Genomic DNA, 16,701 nt, shown 5'->3' with positions numbered 1-16,701 from the left:
CGGCAAGGCGTCAGCGATGCCCTACCACCAAGCCGAGTCCAAGCGCCCCTCGATCGCCCTGAGGTTCTCCCTCGAGCAGGTGTCGCAGAAGTACTGGCGGACGCCGTTCTCCACGGAGCAGATCCAGGTGGGCCGCGGGCCGTCGGCGGTCGTGCCGCAGCGGGCGCACACGAGAGGCTGGGGCTCCGTGGCGGAGCCGCTGTCTTCGCTGCCCCCGGGAAGACTCGTCACGCGGCGACGATATCGCCGCGGCCGGCGGATCGGCGGGCACAACGCACCGCGGGGGCCGGTCCGTGCGAACGGACCGGCCCCCGCAGGGAGCTTTCGCCTCCCGGAGTCCGGAAGGCCATCGCTTCAGGTGTTGTCGCTTACTGCATGACCGCGATGGCCAGCGCACGGCGGGCGCGCATCGAGGCGCGCTCGGCCCGGCGCTGCATGCGGCGCGCGGCCGCCAGGCTCACGGCCCGGCGTTCCTGCTGCGCCTCGTGCAGTCGCTCGTGCATATGCGCACGAGCCAGGGCTTCTGGTTGAAGTTGCATCTCTCGGGTCCTGCTCTGGCGCAAGTCGCTCGCACCAACGGTGGTGAAGTCTGGAATCGCGGAGCCCGCGGGCTCGGTGGTGGACGGCTTCATCGGGGCCTGCTTCTTGGGGTCGAGCGTGAGGGGGCGGTCGATCGTTCCTGCGATGGTGTTCATGCCATGACCGGGTTCTTGCGCGGGCGACCACGCGGCCGCTTCCGGGCGACGACGACACCCTGGACGAACAGCTCGCCACCCCAGACGCCCCAGGGCTCACGCCGCTCCTTGGCGCCGGCGAGGCAGGCCTCCATCAGCGGGCAGGTGCGGCAGAGGGACTTGGCGTACTCGACGTCGGCCGGCGACTCGGCGAAGAAGACCTCCGGGTCGTACGAACGGCAGGGGACGGGTACGCCGAGGCTCTCGATGGCGTCGTCGAGCGCGGTGAGCGCAGTGAGCGGGATCAAGGTGGAGTCCTCCGTGAGGCCGGGCGGGGGGATCGTTTCGGAAGGCGGTACGGACGGGGCGTGCGCTTCGAGTTGCACGGTTCGTCTTCCTCGTCTGGTCGGTCCGGCCCTGTTGGACCGGTGGTCGGCTGGGTACCGGGTTCTTTTCTTGTCCCGAGGCCCCTTCGCTCCGTCATCCCCGTTCGAGGACAAACAGAAGGGCCGCGGATCCCGGGTGGGGTTCCGCGGCCCTGAAGGCGCCGGCCTGATCAATCAGGCTGGATCACTCCAGGGTTCTGGCCCACGGAAGGCCCACATCAGGTGGTGCTGCGTCGCCTGCTTCCGGCTTCCGGCACCGGCTGCCGTAAAGGCATAGGCATGCGCCTGACCCTCTACTGCTTCCAGTGCCTTCGTCGGTCGCTCATTGCGCTCACGAACGGGAAGACCGGCGCGAGACACGGAGGCTGCCGGGCCGGCGACACGAATGCCGGACAGACCGGTGCCCTGGTTCGAGACAGCGAGCATGCACAGGGAGGCGACGACCGAGCGATCGGTCATTTTCGCGGTGAAGCTGGCGTTGATGCTGGTCACTGGACTCGCCTCCTCTCGGCGTCTCGGGAGACCGGCGTGAACCGGTCCTGCGGGTATGTAAGTAGAGCACGGAATCGGGGCCTTCGAGAAGGCCTCCGTTCCCGTGGCTAAGAACCTATGGGGATTGCCGGGGCATGCGCAAACTATTTTTTCGACGAGTTCGGATCAGTTCCCCGCTTCTTCCGCCCCGGGCTCCTGGCCTGCGCAGATCGCCAGCACATCGGCTCCGAAACGGTTGAACTTGCGGACGCCGACCCCGGGGATCCGCGCGAGCTCACCCTCGTCGTCGGGGACGGCCTCGGCGATCGCCATCAGTGTCTTGTCGGTGAAGACGCAGAACGCGGGCTGTCCGCTCCGGCTCGCCTGCTCCGCCCGCCACTCGCGCAACCGCTCGTAGAGGCCCTCGTCCATGTCGGAGGGACAGTCCTCGCACCGCATCAGCTTCATCTCGCCGGCGTCGGTGAGAGTGCGCCCGCAGGCCCGGCAGCGGGCCGGGGTGCGCTGGGTCCGCCTGGGCACGGCACCGGCCGTACCGCTCGTGAAGCCGCGCTCCACGCCGCCGGGGCCACCGGCGGCGGCGCGCGCGGCGGCACCGGTCGAGCCGGGGCGCAGCCCGTCGAGGAAGCGGCTGGGGCGGCGATTGGGGCGTCCGCCGGGCGAGCGGGACAGCGCCCAGGAGACATGGAGGTGCTCCCGGGCACGGGTGACACCGACATAGAGGAGACGGCGCTCCTCCTCGATCTGCTCGTCGGTCTTTGCGTAGGTGATCGGCATCATGCCCTCGGCGACCCCGACCAGGAAGACGACGTCCCACTCCAGGCCCTTGGCCGAGTGGAGAGAGGCGAGGGTGACGCCCTGGACGGTCGGGGCGTGTTGGGCGCCCGCCCGCTCGTCCAGTTCCGCGACGAGGTCGGCGAGGGTGGCGCCGGATCTGGCCGCGGCGAAGTCCTGCGCCAGGTTCACCAGGGCGGCCAGCGACTCCCAGCGCTCTCTGACCGCGCCGGACCCTGCCGGGGGCTCAGTGGTCCAGCCCTCTCCGGAGAGCACGGCACGCACCTCGGAGGGCAGGTCGGGGGCATCGTCCAGGAGGGCGTCGTTGCCGCCGAAGCGGGAGGCGGCGCGCAGCGCGATGCCGGCCTTGCGCACCTCAGGTCGGTCGAAGAACCGTTCGGCGCCGCGCAGCTGATAGGGGACACCCGCGTCGGCGAGAGCCTGTTCGTACGTCTCGGACTGGGCGTTCGTACGGAAGAGGACGGCGATCTCGGCGGCCGGGACACCGGCGGCCATCAGTTCGCGGATGCGGCGGGCGGCGCCCTCGGCCTCGGCGGGCTCGTCGGTGTACTCGGTGTAGACGGGCTCGGGGCCGGGGGCGCGCTGCGAGATCAGCTCCAGGCGGTGATCGGCGGCGCGGCCGCTGGCCTGGGCGAGCAGGCCGTTGGCGAGATGGACGACCTGGGGGGTGGAGCGGTAGTCGCGGACCAGCTTGACGACGGTGGCACCGGGGTGGCGGGTGCGGAAGTCGAGAAGGTGGTCGGGAGTTGCTCCCGTGAACGAGTAGATCGTCTGGCTGGCGTCGCCGACCACGCAGAGGTTGTCCCGGTCGCCGAGCCACAGCTCCAGCAGGCGCTGCTGGAGGGGGCTGACGTCCTGGTACTCGTCGACGACGAAGTGCTGGTACTGGGCGCGGACCTGGTCGGCGATGTCGTGCCGGTCCTGGAGGACGGCCACCGTCAGCAGCAGGACGTCCTCGAAGTCGATGACGCCGCGCTCGCGCTTGAGGTCCTCGTAGGCGGCGTAGAGCTGGGCGACCTCGGCGGGGTTGCGGGGGACGTCCCGGCCCGCCTTCGCGGCCGCGAGGGCGTAGTCGCCGGGGACGGTCTGGGTGACCTTGGACCACTCGATCTCGGCGGTGACGTCCCGCAGCTCGCCCCGGTCGAGGCGGATACGGCAGGCGGCGGCCGCGTCGACGACGAGCTGGATCTTGCGGTCGACGAGCCGGGGCATGGAACCGCCGACCGCTTTCGGCCAGAAGTACTGGAGCTGGCGCAGGGCGGCCGAGTGGAAGGTGCGGGCCTGGACCCCGGCGGCACCGAGCTGGCGGAGCCGGCCGCGCATCTCACCGGCGGCGCGGTTGGTGAAGGTGACGGCCAGCACGCTGGAGGGCTGCAGGATGCCGGCGCGCACTCCGTAGGCGATGCGGTGGGTGATCGCCCGCGTCTTGCCCGTACCGGCGCCCGCCAGCACGCACACCGGCCCGTGCAGCGCCAAGGCCACTTCGCGCTGCTCGGGATCGAGCCCTTCGAGCACCGCGTCGGCCGTGTCCGGGACCTGCGGGAAAAGGGTGGAGTGCGTTGCTGCTGTCACACCGCCATGCTGCCAGGTCGGCGGGGACGGCTGTGCCGGTTGTCCACAGGCAGGGGCTCGCAGTCGTACTAATGCGGCAGGCGTCACCTGGCCGGGCAGCGCGGTCGGGAATGGCGCTCCGGTCGCATACGTTCCACCGTGTGGACCAACCTCGTCCCCGAGCCACCAGAGGAGCGCGCGAGACATGCAGGGCACTGTGACGATGTACAGCACCACGTGGTGCGGCTACTGCCAGCGGCTGAAGAAGCAGATGGACCGCGAGGGCATCGCGTACACCGAGATCAACATCGAGCAGGACCCGGCGTCCGCGGTGTTCGTCGAGAAGGCGAATGGCGGAAACCAGACGGTTCCGACGGTTCAGGTAGTTCCCTCCAGCGGTGGCACCGAGGTCGTGATGACGAACCCGAGCCTTGCCCAGGTGAAGCAGGCGCTCGGCGTCTGATCCCCGCGATACGCAACCCCCGATCGGCCTGGAGCTGATCGGGGTTTGCGCGCTCCGGGGACTTTCCCGTTTTGGAAAGCCGGGGATCTTGACCGTGCTGGCCGAAGGCCAGAAGCATCGAACGCGACAAGGACTGTCGACCTGAGGGGGAAGCCGTGGGCACACCGCTGCGGAAGCTGTCGGGAGACCCGGAGTGCAAGAACGGCACGTGCCCGACGCTGTGGGGTACGGATGATGGCAACGACTACGTGGTACAGGGTTACGTGATCACCGACCCTGAGCGGCTGGCACAGCTCGACCTTCCCGAGGGAGAGACGGCCGTCATGGTCCCGGCCGCCGTACTTGAGGAGTTCTTCCGTGCTCAGCGGTGAGGAGTTCGGCCGTCTCTTCGAGACCTTCGAGCGGACCGCGTTCCGGCTGGAGACGCTCGACGTGTATGACGTGGAGGAGGAGCGGGAGGAGATCGCTCGGTTCCTCGCGGGTGAGGACTTGGGCCCGGAGTGGAGCGACAACCCATGGGTGCGCTCGATGACCGACAAGGGCAAGAGCGTGTCCCGCGTTCATGTCCTGCGCTCCCCTCTGACTGACTACCTGCGTTACGAGCTGTCGGCTTACCCCGGCAACATCAAGGCCGGGGAGTCCATCGGGATCATCGATCTTGCCGAGCAGGAGGTGACCGGCCTGCCCGATCACGACTTCTGGCTCTTCGACGACCGTGACGTGTACCGCATGCACTACACCCCCGAGGGCAAGTTCATCGGCGGTGAACTCCTGTCTACCGACCGGCTGAGGGAGTACCAGGGTTACCGCGACCTGGCGCTCACCCACGCCGTGCCGTTCGCGGCCTACTGGGAGCGGCATCACTGACCACGGAGTCGATCGGGAGAGCCCTGCGGGCACTGCGGGAAGCATCGGGACTGACCGGTGACGCTGTAGCCCGCAGGGCTTCCATGTCCGCAGGGAAGCTCTCGAAGATCGAGAACGGCCGGACCCTGCCCACCGTTCAGGACGTCGACCTGATCCTGTCCGCGTTCGGCGTCTCGGACGCAGTGAAGGAACAGTTCCTCGCAACTGCCCGAGCCGAGGTCACCGAGGCCACAGCGTGGCGCCTGCTGCGCCGTATGGGCCCGTGGAAGCACCAGAACACCATCAAGGCCATCGAGGCCAACACAGCCGCTCTCAGGCTGTTTCAGGGGCAACTCATCCCCGGACTCCTCCAGACACCGGAGTACGCCACGGCGGTGTTCTCCCTGCCCCCAGCTTTGCCGGACGAGACCAGGGCTCGGACGGTGGCAGCGAGGATGGAGCGGCAGGCGACGCTCTACGAAGACGGCCGGTCGTTCTACTTCGTGATCTGTGAGCACGTCCTACGGTGGCTGATCTGTGAGCCAGTCGTGATGGCAGTACAACTTGATCGGCTCGTGTCCCTGTCCCGCCTTCCCAACGTGACCGTTGGGGTGGTGCCCCTGACTGGTCGGATGCCGGACTTCCCCATGACGTGCTTCAGCATCCACGATGACCGGCTTGTGATCGTCGAGACGTTCCACTCGGAGATCACGACACGGGACCCCAGGGACATACAGACGTACGTCGACACCTTCGAGCGGTTCGCCGACGTGGCGCTCTTCGGCGATGACATGCGCGCCCTGGTCGAGAGCATCCGAGACGAGTTCTTGCCTCAACAGGAAAGAACGTAGGGCCGCTTCGCTGGAGCCCCAAGGATGGATCGCGGCGAGATCCAGACGGGGAGGCCGTACAGGATGAGCACACCGAAGACGACGATGGCGGAGCCAGTGCACGTGACAGCTCCAGCCCGGGAGCCGGACCCCGTGGCAGGCTGCCGCGAGTGCCTCGGTATCGCGGTGACTCGAACCAACGCCCGATCGGTTGGGGACTACTCGAAGGCGTCAGATGCGAACGTCGTACTCCGTACGCACCTGCGGGAAGACCACGGGGCCGAGTGATGGTGCGCTCCGTCATGCGGTATGTGAAGCACAGGATCACGGAGCACCCGGACACTGACGTGACCTTCGAAGCGAAGTGCCTTCACTGCAAGTGGATGGCCACGCCCTCGACGGAGGGCGCGGCGGTCGACGTGGAGTGCATGAGCCACACAGGCCGGAGCGGGCACAGGGGCTTCCGACGGATCTGCACATCGTTCGCGATGGTGGTCCGGGAAGAGTGAGGGACAGGCCCCCGGCGCGCTGAGGGACGGCGAGCATCACGACCGAGGTGCGCCGGAGGGGGGAGCGGTTCGAGCGACCTGCACCCCCTGTGCCTGCCTCTGTCGACTCCCCCAGTGGTCGGCAAGGGAAGGCATCGTTACGCCTGTCAGACGGCGTCAGACACGTATGACAGCGACCCCCGGCGTGAGCCGAGGGCACTGCCGGAAGGCGCTGTGCGCCTGTCTCAGGCGCTCTCTCCAAGGTGGCGGTAGAGGGTGGCTCGGGAGATCCCGAGAGCCTTGGCGATGGCGCTCACGCTCTCGCCCTTCGCCTTCCTGGCGCGGGCCACGGTGAGCGCGTCCTCATCGACCACGGTCGGCCGTCCGCCAGTACGCCCCTGTGCCTTTGCTGCGTCCAGTCCTGCGCGGGTGCGCTCCTTGATGAGGCTGCGCTCGAACTCCGCCATGGCTCCGACCACCTGAAGCATGAGACGGCCATCGGCCGTACCAGGGTCGATGTTGGCCAGTGCACCCGTGAGCACCTTGAACCCGATGCCGCGCTCTCGAAGGGTGTCGACCATGGTCACCAGGTCGATGAGGGAACGGGCGAAGCGGTCAAGCTTCCACACGCACAGGGTGTCCCCGGGGCGGGCGTAGTCGAGCGCTGCCCGCAGCTCTGCCCGGTCGGTGTTCTTGCCCGATGCCTTGTCCTCGAAGATCCGGGCGCAGCCTGTGGCCGTCAGTGCGTCGCGCTGCAACTGCGCTTCCTGGTCATCGGTGGAGACGCGGGCGTAACCGATGAGATGACCAGTGATCGTGTTCGTCGTCATGATCGGGACTGTCTCAGAACTCGTCTCAATACGTCAAGCCTGAGACGGAAGTTTCGAGACGGGTTTTGAACAGGGCCGCGCCCCCTCCTGGGGCGCTTGCCGTCTCGTCTCACAAACCTTGGTTTTCGAGACGCTGTACTGCGTTGCGATGGTGGATCCTTGAAGCATGGACATCGAACTCCTTGTCGTACCGGACTGCCCCAACGAGGGACCGGCCGCTGCACTGCTGCGGCAAGCGCTTGACGATCTCGACTTGCACGACGTCTCACCTGTCACGCGGGTGATCGATGACCAACGAGAAGCGGAAAGGGTCGGCTTCACTGGCTCCCCGACGTTCTTGCTCGATGGCCGTGACCCCTTCGCCGATCCCGGTAGCGCGCCCGGCCTGACGTGCCGGATGTATCGCACCCCGGATGGACTCGCAGGTGCGCCCACCCTTGGGCAGTTGCGCCAAGTACTCGAACGTTCCCAGCTACCGCGTAGGCAAGAGGGTGGGGTATGACCCCCTGAAAGGGCCTTGCTCGACCGCCGTGTCTTGGCGGCCCAAATCCTGCCACGGTTCTGGGGTCCGCCTGAGAGGCGCCTCACATGCGATGACCTGCGCTTTTGTTCCTGGAGACCTGTAGATTTCGGAGTCCTTGTTGAGTCTTCGGAGAAGGGAAGCCCGCGATACAGGAGCACGTATGGCGTCGTGCGCTGGTGCGCTCGAACATGAAGCACGCAGAGAAGCTGGTCGGCGTCGCCATGGCGTTGTACGCGGACTACGAGACAGGCGAGAACGTGTGCCCGTCGAACGGGACGATCGCCAAGGAACTCGGCTACGGCGGGAAGGCCCCGGAGCAGACGGTCAACAAGATCGTGGGCAGGCTGCGTAAGGCTGGCTGGCTCACGAAGACCGGCAAGGTGCCGGATGGTCCAGTGATCTACCGACTCACCTTGCCGAAGCAGGGGGGTATGGCTGAGGAGCCATACAACCTACATACCTTCAAGAGCGACGGCGGCAGGAGTGAGGAGCCAGCGGCGAAGAGCAAGCCGGTAGGCGAAGAGCGGCCCCCCGTAGGGGGCCGACAGGGCGAAGACGAAGGGCGCAAGCAGCCGGCGAAGGTGGGCCGCGTGAGCGGCCCCCAGCAGGAAGACGAAGGGGCTGGCTCCCTTGGGGGGCCTTCGGCCCCCACCTTGTCCTTCGTAGATCTTGGCAAGGCCAGGCAAGAGGAACAGCGTCGACGCTGGTTCGGAGACGCGTACGCAGCTCCCTCGCCGGTGGACTTCGACTACGACGGCTTGACCGACCGGCTTCAAGAAGCAGGGCACGAGCCGCCGCCCTTCTGATCGCAAGACAGAAGGCCCCCAGGTCGGGGGCCTTCCTCGGTTACTCAGCCTGCATCAGGCAGAGGGAACCATCTCGGTTCCCTCTGCTCCCTTGGCTTCCTCCTCGGCCTTCGCCCGCTGCGCTTCCCGTTCCGCTTCGAAGTCCTCCCAGCGGCTGACGATCTCCCACTCCACACACGTAAGCGCCTTCGGCTTCTCGTACGGCTTGCCCGGCAACGAGATCGGCGTGATCGGTGAGAGCACCTGAGAAGACTTGGAGGGCACATCCCAGTACGTGATGCCCTGCTGCTTGATGTTCTCGATCAGGTCGCCGGGATCGATGGCCAGGACGTCATGTCCGAAGTACGCCTTGACCTTGTGCTTCTTCAGCCACTCGCGCCGTTCGTCGACGCTCGACCGCTCCCACCACTCCGCGTAGCCCTCGCCCGTACCCGTCCATACGGTCACCGGCTTCGGCCCCTCCTGGCTCGTGACCTTCTCCCGGTCCTGGGCAAGGCTGGCGACTTGCGAGGCGTACGCGACGGCGCTGAGCTCATCCTGCTGGAGTTCCTTCAGGAGCTGGTTCATCTTGCCGTCGATCACGGCGAGCTTCGCCGCACGGCTGTCGTCGATGGTCGTCTTCGACTCCATCCGTTCCAAGTGGCCGATCTCGCCCAACAGGGTCGACTCCAGCCAGAGGTAGAGGTCTTCGGCCCAGAACCTCTGCTTCGGGCATGCCTGGATGCCCTTGCTCTTGTTGCCGTGACAGCGGTACCGCTCGCGCTTGCCCTTGGCCGGGTCGCCCTTCACGAAGTAAAGGGCGCTTCCGCACAACAGGCAGAACGTCACGCCCACCGTCGGCGACGTAGAGCCCTTCTGCTTCTTGTACTTGACCGAGGCGACGGCTTCCGACAGCTTCGTCCACTCCTCCTCGTTCAGTACCGGCTCAGAGCGCGTGACGGGTGTGCCGTCGTCGTTACGGACAACGGCACCATTGGCACGTACGTACTCCCCGAGCAGAGAGCGGCTGGTCAGTACGGCTTGCGCTGTGGTCGGCGTCCACCTGGCTCCCCGAGGCTTCGGGTCCGCCAGTCGAGTTGTGCTCTCGCCTGCCGCCGCGCGGATACGAGCGATGTCCTGAGCCGTGGGTACGCCTTGCTCGTTCAGCCAGTCGGCAACGGCCGAGAAGCTCGGCTTCTCGATGAAGCGCCGGATCATCTCGATCAGCGTCGGGCCGTACTCGGGGTCGAGTTCCAGGGTGAAGCCTCCGTCGCCCTTCACCGCTCTGCGTCCGAACGGGACAAGGCCACCCGGCCAGCGGCCGGTCTTCCGCATGGTCTCCCGGGAAGCCTTGTTACGGGCCTTGATGGCGTCCAGTTCGGCCTCTGCGACCACAGCCAGGATCTTGGCGATCGTCTTGCCCCACGGCTTCGAGAGGTCGAATCCCTCCTCACAGGAGATGAGGCCCTTACCGTTCGCCTCGCACCATTCGATGATGTCCGAGAGGTGGCGGACCGACCGCGCGATGCGGTCGATCTTCAGGATGATGATGTGGTCGAACTGGTGCTTCTTGTTGTTGAGCCAGTCGCCCAGGGATGGGCGTACCCACGGCGAGATGGACGCCGACACGTCGATGTCGACGGCGAAGTCGACCAACTCCATTTCCTCCGCGTCCGCACGCTTGCTGATGCGGGTGCGTTGCGTCTCCTCCCCCGTCTGGTTCTCGTTGCCGACGGACAGACGGACCACGCCAAGAGCCCTGGGCTTCTCGCTCACGCTCTTCCCTCCCCCACAAGGGGCGGCCCTCCCTGGCCGCCCTCACGTAGCGGGAAGTCTACAGACCGTGCCGACCGTGCTGTTCGCCCGGCGGTTCGACGCTGACGAACCCGTCGCTGGCCCAGGTGAAGCAGAAGATCGCCGCGTAAGCGACCTACGTACACGCAAGTGGGGCGGCTCCCGACCGGGAGCCGCCCCACTGCGTTGTCAGACGCCGCGCGTCGGCAGCGGCTTTCCGTACCAGAGCTCGATCAGGCGGGCCGCGATCGAGATGCCGTAGGGCGGCAGGACCTCGCCGGAGTCGAAGGCGGCGCCCAGTTCGTCGCGGGAGAACCAGCGGGCCTCGCCGATCTCGTCGCCGTCGACGTTGATCTCGATGGAGGTGGCGCGGGCCAGGAAGCCGAGCATGAGGCTGGACGGGAACGGCCAGGGCTGGCTGGCGATGTACTCGACCTGACCGACGCTGATGCCGGCCTCCTCGAAGACCTCGCGGCGCACGGCCTGCTCGATGGACTCGCCGGGCTCGACGAAGCCGGCCAGCGTCGAGAAGCGGCCCTCGGGCCAGTGGACCTGGCGGCCCAGCAGGATGCGGTCGTCCTCGTCGGTGACGGCCATGATCACGGCGGGGTCGGTGCGCGGGTAGTGCTCGGCGCCACAGGCCTGGCAGCGGCGGATGTGGCCGGCCGCGGCGATGACCGTGCGCTCGCCGCAGCGGGAGCAGAAGCGGTGGGTGCGCTGCCAGTTCTCCAGACCGACCGCGTGCACCATCAGGCCCGCCTCGCGCGGCGACAGCAGCAGGCCCGCCTCGCGCAGGCCCGCCGGGCGCGCGGACTGGTCGATGCGGCCGGGCAGGGCGTCCTTCTGGAGGGCGAAGTAGCTGACGCCCTCCTCGTCGATGCCGAGGAAGTAGCGGTGTGCCTCGGTGAGCGGAGCCTCGAAGGCGGGCGTCATGAGGAGTTCGGTACGGCCGTCGGCCGTCTCGTCGACGAGGACCTGACCGCCGGACACCACGAAGCAGCGGGTCGTGGGGTGGCTCCACGCCGCCGCGAGCCAGGCCTCGTCGAGCCGGTGGTGGGCGGCCCGGTCGATGCCGCTGGGGGCGGTGAGCGAGATGGGTCGATCGGCGGTGTGGTCGGTCCAGGTGGTCACGGGTACTTCCAACTCCCCCGGTGGAACGGATTTTTTCGGCGGGCGGTGCGGCGGGACGTACGGCGGGAGGCGACCGCGTCCGGTGTTCGGCGGTACGGGACAGCTCTTCCAGTCTGCCCCGCGCTCCATGCCGATCCGGACACCTCGGGATGATCAGGGCGCATGCCGCCAGTGCTCAGCGAGGTCTCCCCACAGGTACGCGGTGGTCTCGACGCCCTTGAGGAGCAGGTCGAGCTCGACCTTCTCGTTCGGCGCGTGCCAGGCGTCGGAGGGGACGGAGATACCAAGGAAGAGCACGGGGGCGCCGAGAACTTCCTGGAGGTCGGCGGCCGGCCCGGAGCCGCCCTCGCGGGTGAAGCGGACGGGCTTCTCGAAGGCGCGGCCCATGGCGCGGACGACGGACTGCAGGGCCGGGTGGTCCAGCGGGGTCAGACACGGGCGCGTGGCCGCGCCGAACGTGATCTCGCAGCGGATCCCGGCGGGCACCTGCTCGGCCACCCACGCGCGGACGGCCTTCTCGATGTGATCGGGGTCCTGTCCGGCGACGAGGCGGAAGGACAGCTTCACCATCGCTGAGGACGGGATGATCGTCTTGTTGCCTGGGCCCTGGTAGCCGCCGCCGATGCCGTTGACCTCGGCGGTGGGGCGGGCCCAGATGCGCTCCAGGGTGGTGTGGCCGGCCTCGCCCCGAGTGGCGTACGACTTGGCCGTGTGCAGCCATTGCTGCTCGTCGAAGGGCAGCTCGGCGAAGAGTTCGCGCTCGCGGTCGGTCAGTTCGACGATGCCGTCGTAGAAGCCGGGGACGGCCACGCGTGCGTCCTCGTCGTGCAGGGCGGCGACCAGGCGGGCGGCGGCGGTCGCCGGGTTGGGCACGGCGCCGCCGAAGGAACCGGAGTGGATGTCCTGGTCGGGGCCGTGGAGCCGGATCTCGCACTCGGCGAGACCGCGCATGCCGGTGCAGACGGTCGGGGTGTCCTCGGCCCACATGCCGGTGTCGGAGACGATCACGGCGTCGGCGGCGAGCCGCTCCGCGCGCTCCTCGACAAGGGCACGGAAGTGCGGCGAGCCGGACTCCTCCTCGCCCTCGATCAGCAGCTTGAGGTTCACGGCGGGCGTGCTGCGGCCGGTCGCGGCGAGGTGGGCGCGGACGCCGAGTGTGTGGAAGAACACCTGGCCCTTGTCGTCGGCCGCCCCGCGCGCGTAGAGCCGGTTCTCGCGGACGACGGGTTCGAAGGGCTCGCTGTCCCAGCCGTCCTCCAGGGCTGCGGGCTGCACGTCGTGGTGGCCGTAGACGAGGACCGTGGGCGCACCGGGGACGTCGGAGGGCCACTCCGCGAAGACGGCGGGGGCGCCAGGTGTCTCCCAGACCTCGGTGGTCGGGAAGCCGGTCTCCTGGAGTCTGGCGGCGAGCCAGTCGGCGCTGCGGCGTACGTCGGGCGCGTGGTCGGGCTGGGCCGACACGGAGGGGATGCGCAGCCACTCGGCGAGGTCGCCGAGGAAGGCGGTGCGGTGCTGCTCGATGTACGTACGGACGGCGCTGACGGCACTGTCAACGGGGTGGCTCATGGTCACGAGCCTATCGGCCCGCACCGACATCCTCGGTGGGCGGTTCCTCACAGTTTGCTTGCGCGGAAGGGTCCTCCAGCAGCAGCCGCTCCAGCGCGCTCCGGTCCGCGAGGTCGTCCGGCCGGTCGATCTCCCCGCTGCGGACGTACAGGAAGGCGGCCGTGACCGACTCCAGAGGCACCCCCTGCTGCTCGGCCCAGGCGAGCCGGTACAGGGCGAGCTGAAGCGGGTCGGCGGTGCGGTCGCGGTTGGTCTTCCAGTCGACGATCTCGTACGTCGCCGTCTCGCCGTCGCCCTCCTTGTAGACCGCGTCGATACGGCCCCGCACCACGCGACCGGCGATGGCCAGCTGGAAGGGGGCCTCCACCCGGTGGGGCGTGCGGTGGGCGTACTCGGTGCGCTCGAAGGCGTCCTTGAGGGCTTCAAGATCACGTTCGTCGACGATCTCGGCGTCGCCGCCGGGCAGCTCCTCCGGCTCGAGCATGGGCAGCGTCAGCGCCTCGAAGCGAGCCTCCACCCATGCGTGGAAACGGGTGCCTCGGCGTGCGGCGGGTTGTGGGGGGCGCGGCATGGGGCGCGCGAGTTCCTGCGCGAAACCGTCCGGGTCGGCTGCCAGGCGCAGCAGCTGGGAAGCGGTGAGCGAGGCGGGCAGGGGTACGTCGGTGACGGCCTCCCGCGCGCGGAGGAGCTCACCGGTGAGGGCGTCGAGGTCGCGGTCCCAGGAGGCGAGGGTGCGGGCCTCCTCCGGGGTGAGGCGGGGGCGGGCGGGCCCGCTGTCCGGATCGGGGTCCGTCGGGTGGGCACGCGCGTGCGCGGTCGCGCCGGTGTCCGGTGCCGTCGCCTGGTGCGGGACTGTCGGGCGGTCCGCCGTCCATGTGTCCCAGTCGGCCGAGTCGCCGGGGTCGCCGGAGTCGTGGGGGAAGACCTCGTCCTCGTAGGGAGGCTCGTCGTCCTCCGGTGGCGGCCAGTCCGGGTCGCTGTACGTCTCCGGGTCGTGCTCGGCGGGGTGGCCGTCCGCGTGGGTGGCGAGGCGCTCCAGGTGGGCCAGGACCGTCTCGGCGGCGGCGCGACGGCGGGTCAGGGCCGTGTCGTCGAGGGGCAGGGGCCAGACCTGGTCGACGGTGGCCGCGTGGAGGGCCGGGTTCTCCTCGTCCTCGGCGGGCTCGTCCGCCCACGCCTCGATCTCGCCGTGGCCGGCCTCGCAGTGCTCGTACAGGGCCTGGAGGAAGTCGGACGGGCCGCGGGGCTTCTTCTGGGCGGGCCCCCACCAGTGGCCGGAGCCGAGGAGGAGGGAACGGGGGCGGGTGAAGGTGACGTAGCCGAGACGGAGTTCCTCGGTGTGCTGGTGCTCCTTCATGGCCTCCTGGAAGGCCTTCAGACCGCGGGAGTCCCACGCCTCCACGTCGGGCAGGGTGTCGGCGTCGCCGCGCAGGTCGTGCGGCAGCACCTTGCCCTGGGCAGTCCACTTCTCCCGGCCCTGGGTGCTGGGGAAGGTGCCGGTGACCAGGCCGGGCACGGCGACGACGTCCCACTCCAGGCCCTTGGACTTGTGCGCGGTGAGCACCTTGACCGTGTTCTCCCCGCCGGGCAGGGCGTTGTCGAGGCCCTTCTCGTACTGGGCGGCGGTGCGCAGGAAGCCGAGGAAGGCCAGCAGGGTCGCCTCGCCGTCTCCCGCGGCGAACGAGGCGGCGATGTCCAGGAAGTTGGACAGGGTCTCTCGGCGGCGGGCTGCCAGGGCGTGCGGGGACGCCGACAGTTCCACCTCCAGGCCGGTGACGGCGAGGACTCGGTGCAGGACGTCCATGAGCGGGTCGGCCAGGGAGCGGCGCAGGTCGCGCAGTTCGGTGGCCAGGCGTGCGAACCTCACGCGCGCGTCCGGTGAGAAGGGCAGCCCGTCGTCGTCCCCGTCGCCGTCGAACGGTGTCTCCAGGAACGTGTCCAGGGCGTCCGCGAGCGATATCACCTCGGACGGGTCGACCCCCTCGACGGCCTCGGCGAGCCGGCGGTCCGGGTCGTCTTCGCCGTCCACGCGTGCGTGGGACACGAGACGCCGGGCGCGGCGCCCCAGGAGGGCGAGGTCGCGCGGCCCGATGCGCCAGCGGGGGCCGCTCAGCAGACGGACCAGGGAGGCGTTGGCTCCGGGGTCCTGGAGGACCTCGCAGACGGCGACAAGGTCGGCGACCTCGGGCAGGTGCAGCAGGCCGGAGAGGCCGACCACCTCGACCGGGATGTCCCGGGCGACCAACGCGCCCTGGATCTCGGCGAAGTCGGTCGCCGTGCGGCACAGGACGGCGATCTCGCCGGGCGCCTTGCCCGTGTTCACCAGGTGCGCGATCGAGTCGGCGATCCAGTCGATCTCCTCGGCGTGGGTGCGCAGCAGGGCGCAGCGCACCACGCCGTCGCGTTCGGCGCCGGGGGCCGGGCGGAGAGCCTCCACGCCCGCGTGCATGGCGCGCAGGGGCTCGGCGAGGCCGTTGGCGAGGTCGAGGAGGCGGCCGCCGCTGCGGCGGTTCTCGCTGAGCGACTGGCGGGCGGCCAGGTGGCCGTCGACGTGGGCGAAGTGCTCGGGGAAGTCGTCGAGGTTGGCGACGGAGGCGCCGCGCCAGCCGTAGATCGCCTGGCAGGGGTCGCCGACCGCGGTCACCGGGTGGCCGGTGCCGGCACCGAAGAGACCCGCCAGGAGGACGCGCTGGGCGACGGAGGTGTCCTGGTACTCGTCGAGCAGCACCACCCGGAACTCGTCGCGCAGGATGCGCCCCACCTCGGCGATCTGGGCGAGCTCGGCGGACATGGCGATCTGGTCACCGAAGTCGAGCAGGTCGCGCTCGCGCTTGGCCGCGCGGTAGCGGACCACCAGCTCGGCCAGTTCACGGCGTGCGGCGGCCGCCTCGGGGACCTTGCGCAGGTCGGCGTTGGTGAGTTTGGCGCTCCCGAGGGAGAGCAGCAGCTCGGCGTCGTACGCGCGCAGCGCTTCCGGCCGTACGAGGTGTTCGGCGAGCTCGGCGTCGAGGGTGAGGAGGTCGCCGACCAGGTCCGGGAAGGAGCGGGTCAGGGCCGGGTAGGGGCCCGGGGCTTCGCGCAGCACGCGCGCGGCGAGCTGGTAGCGGGTGGCGTCGGCGAGGAGCCGGGAGGTCGGCTCCAGCCCGATGCGCAGACCGTGGTCGGTCAGCAGGCGGCCCGCGAAGGCGTGGTACGTCGAGATCACGGGCTCGCCGGGCGGGTTGTCCGGGTCGATGACGTCGGGGTCGGTGACGCCCGCCTTGATGAGCGCCTTGCGGACGCGTTCGGCGAGTTCGCCGGCGGCCTTGTTGGTGAAGGTGAGGCCGAGGACCTGCTCGGGGGCGACCTGGCCGGTGGCGACCAGCCAGACCACGCGGGCCGCCATCACTGTGGTCTTGCCCGACCCGGCACCGGCCACGATCACCTGCGGTGCGGGCGGCGCGATGATGCAGGCCGTCTGCTCCGGGGTGAACGGGATACCGAGGAGCTCCTTGAGCTGATCGGGATCGGTGATGCGGGCGGCCATGTCGGAGAGGCTAGCGGCGCCCAC

General features: G+C 69.1%; 17 protein-coding genes and 1 pseudogene. 8 read left to right on the top strand and 10 right to left on the bottom strand.

Annotated features, from left to right (window positions below):
• Nucleotides 1-21 precede the first annotated feature (21 nt).
• From OHU89_RS32880 to OHU89_RS32860, 5 genes are all read right to left on the bottom strand, one after another.
• On the bottom strand, nt 22-231 hold the full coding sequence (locus tag OHU89_RS32880) for a hypothetical protein (protein WP_405648320.1): 210 nt from the start codon (nt 229-231) through the stop codon (nt 22-24).
• 137 nt (nt 232-368) lie between these two features.
• A complete protein-coding gene (locus OHU89_RS32875; RefSeq protein ID WP_405648319.1) occupies nt 369-695 on the bottom strand; it encodes a hypothetical protein in 327 nt (108 codons plus the stop codon).
• Nucleotides 692-1,060 (bottom strand): WhiB family transcriptional regulator, encoded by a 369-nt coding sequence (locus OHU89_RS32870; RefSeq protein WP_046262221.1) that lies wholly within the window; start codon nt 1,058-1,060, stop codon nt 692-694. The genes OHU89_RS32875 and OHU89_RS32870 overlap by 4 nt, the downstream gene beginning before the upstream one ends.
• Before the next feature lie 174 nt (nt 1,061-1,234).
• Nucleotides 1,235-1,519, bottom strand: a complete 285-nt coding sequence (locus OHU89_RS32865) for a hypothetical protein (RefSeq protein ID WP_095046840.1) — start codon at nt 1,517-1,519, stop codon at nt 1,235-1,237.
• 198 nt (nt 1,520-1,717) lie between these two features.
• On the bottom strand, nt 1,718-3,916 hold the full coding sequence (locus OHU89_RS32860; RefSeq protein ID WP_405648316.1) for an ATP-dependent DNA helicase UvrD2: 2,199 nt from the start codon (nt 3,914-3,916) through the stop codon (nt 1,718-1,720).
• Nucleotides 3,917-4,100: 184 nt separating this feature from the next.
• Here OHU89_RS32860 and OHU89_RS32855 point away from each other — a divergent pair, with 184 nt between their 5' ends.
• The 5 genes from OHU89_RS32855 to OHU89_RS32835 all read left to right on the top strand — a co-directional run bounded on the left by OHU89_RS32855 (nt 4,101) and on the right by OHU89_RS32835 (nt 6,543).
• Nucleotides 4,101-4,358, top strand: a complete 258-nt coding sequence (locus tag OHU89_RS32855) for a mycoredoxin (protein WP_405648314.1) — start codon at nt 4,101-4,103, stop codon at nt 4,356-4,358.
• 155 nt (nt 4,359-4,513) lie between these two features.
• Nucleotides 4,514-4,729, top strand: a complete 216-nt coding sequence (locus OHU89_RS32850; protein WP_405648312.1) for a hypothetical protein — start codon at nt 4,514-4,516, stop codon at nt 4,727-4,729.
• Nucleotides 4,716-5,225 carry a DUF6879 family protein gene (locus tag OHU89_RS32845; RefSeq protein ID WP_405648310.1) on the top strand — a complete coding sequence of 170 codons (510 nt, stop codon included), beginning with the start codon at nt 4,716-4,718 and terminating at the stop codon, nt 5,223-5,225. Before OHU89_RS32850 ends, OHU89_RS32845 begins: the two co-directional genes overlap by 14 nt.
• Nucleotides 5,207-6,055 carry a helix-turn-helix domain-containing protein gene (locus OHU89_RS32840; RefSeq protein WP_405654757.1) on the top strand — a complete coding sequence of 283 codons (849 nt, stop codon included), beginning with the start codon at nt 5,207-5,209 and terminating at the stop codon, nt 6,053-6,055. Before OHU89_RS32845 ends, OHU89_RS32840 begins: the two co-directional genes overlap by 19 nt.
• 281 nt (nt 6,056-6,336) lie before the next feature.
• Entirely contained in the window at nt 6,337-6,543 is a 207-nt protein-coding gene (locus tag OHU89_RS32835; protein ID WP_405648308.1) for a hypothetical protein, read from the top strand.
• Between the two features lie 224 nt (nt 6,544-6,767).
• Here the strand turns inward: OHU89_RS32835 and OHU89_RS32830 are convergent, their stop codons facing one another.
• Nucleotides 6,768-7,352, bottom strand: coding sequence for a recombinase family protein (locus OHU89_RS32830; RefSeq protein WP_405648306.1), 585 nt, complete (start codon nt 7,350-7,352; stop codon nt 6,768-6,770).
• Between the two features lie 166 nt (nt 7,353-7,518).
• On the opposite strand from OHU89_RS32830, the gene OHU89_RS32825 reads away from it, so the two are divergent.
• Both OHU89_RS32825 and OHU89_RS32820 read left to right on the top strand, forming a co-directional pair.
• Nucleotides 7,519-7,854, top strand: a complete 336-nt coding sequence (locus OHU89_RS32825) for a hypothetical protein (RefSeq protein WP_405648303.1) — start codon at nt 7,519-7,521, stop codon at nt 7,852-7,854.
• 209 nt (nt 7,855-8,063) lie between these two features.
• On the top strand, nt 8,064-8,681 hold the full coding sequence (locus OHU89_RS32820) for a helix-turn-helix domain-containing protein (protein ID WP_307713521.1): 618 nt from the start codon (nt 8,064-8,066) through the stop codon (nt 8,679-8,681).
• A 54-nt stretch (nt 8,682-8,735) separates the two neighbouring features.
• Here OHU89_RS32820 and OHU89_RS32815 read toward each other — a convergent pair whose 3' ends face one another.
• Entirely contained in the window at nt 8,736-10,436 is a 1,701-nt protein-coding gene (locus tag OHU89_RS32815; RefSeq protein ID WP_405648300.1) for a recombinase family protein, read from the bottom strand.
• A gap of 52 nt (nt 10,437-10,488) precedes the next feature.
• Here OHU89_RS32815 and OHU89_RS32810 point away from each other — a divergent pair.
• Nucleotides 10,489-10,585 (top strand): annotated as a pseudogene (locus tag OHU89_RS32810) (NrdH-redoxin); the annotation flags it as partial.
• A gap of 58 nt (nt 10,586-10,643) precedes the next feature.
• On the opposite strand, the gene nudC reads toward OHU89_RS32810, so the two are convergent.
• From nudC to OHU89_RS32795, 3 genes are all read right to left on the bottom strand, one after another.
• Nucleotides 10,644-11,585 carry an NAD(+) diphosphatase gene (gene nudC, locus OHU89_RS32805; RefSeq protein WP_405648297.1) on the bottom strand — a complete coding sequence of 314 codons (942 nt, stop codon included), beginning with the start codon at nt 11,583-11,585 and terminating at the stop codon, nt 10,644-10,646.
• 153 nt (nt 11,586-11,738) lie between these two features.
• A complete protein-coding gene (locus tag OHU89_RS32800; protein WP_405648296.1) occupies nt 11,739-13,151 on the bottom strand; it encodes a dipeptidase in 1,413 nt (470 codons plus the stop codon).
• Nucleotides 13,152-13,161: 10 nt separating this feature from the next.
• Nucleotides 13,162-16,677: a UvrD-helicase domain-containing protein gene (locus OHU89_RS32795; RefSeq protein WP_405648294.1), complete on the bottom strand. Its 3,516-nt coding sequence runs from the start codon at nt 16,675-16,677 to the stop codon at nt 13,162-13,164.
• Nucleotides 16,678-16,701: the final 24 nt, after the last annotated feature.

The organism is Streptomyces sp. NBC_00019 (assembly GCF_045041015.1).
In the GTDB taxonomy this organism is placed as follows: Bacteria; Actinomycetota; Actinomycetes; order Streptomycetales; family Streptomycetaceae; genus Streptomyces.
Note: the sequence above shows the minus strand (reverse complement) of the source record. Positions and strands in the feature narration are given on the sequence as shown.

Coding starts and splice junctions, on each gene's coding strand:
- OHU89_RS32855 (WP_405648314.1), top strand. CDS start 4,101: ATGCAGGGCACTGTGACGATGTACAGCACCACGTGGTGCGGCTACTGC.
- OHU89_RS32820 (WP_307713521.1), top strand. CDS start 8,064: ATGAAGCACGCAGAGAAGCTGGTCGGCGTCGCCATGGCGTTGTACGCG.
- OHU89_RS32800 (WP_405648296.1), bottom strand. CDS start 13,151: ATGAGCCACCCCGTTGACAGTGCCGTCAGCGCCGTCCGTACGTACATC.
- OHU89_RS32835 (WP_405648308.1), top strand. CDS start 6,337: ATGCGGTATGTGAAGCACAGGATCACGGAGCACCCGGACACTGACGTG.
- OHU89_RS32825 (WP_405648303.1), top strand. CDS start 7,519: ATGGACATCGAACTCCTTGTCGTACCGGACTGCCCCAACGAGGGACCG.
- OHU89_RS32795 (WP_405648294.1), bottom strand. CDS start 16,677: ATGGCCGCCCGCATCACCGATCCCGATCAGCTCAAGGAGCTCCTCGGT.
- OHU89_RS32865 (WP_095046840.1), bottom strand. CDS start 1,519: ATGACCGATCGCTCGGTCGTCGCCTCCCTGTGCATGCTCGCTGTCTCG.
- OHU89_RS32875 (WP_405648319.1), bottom strand. CDS start 695: ATGAACACCATCGCAGGAACGATCGACCGCCCCCTCACGCTCGACCCC.
- OHU89_RS32830 (WP_405648306.1), bottom strand. CDS start 7,352: ATGACGACGAACACGATCACTGGTCATCTCATCGGTTACGCCCGCGTC.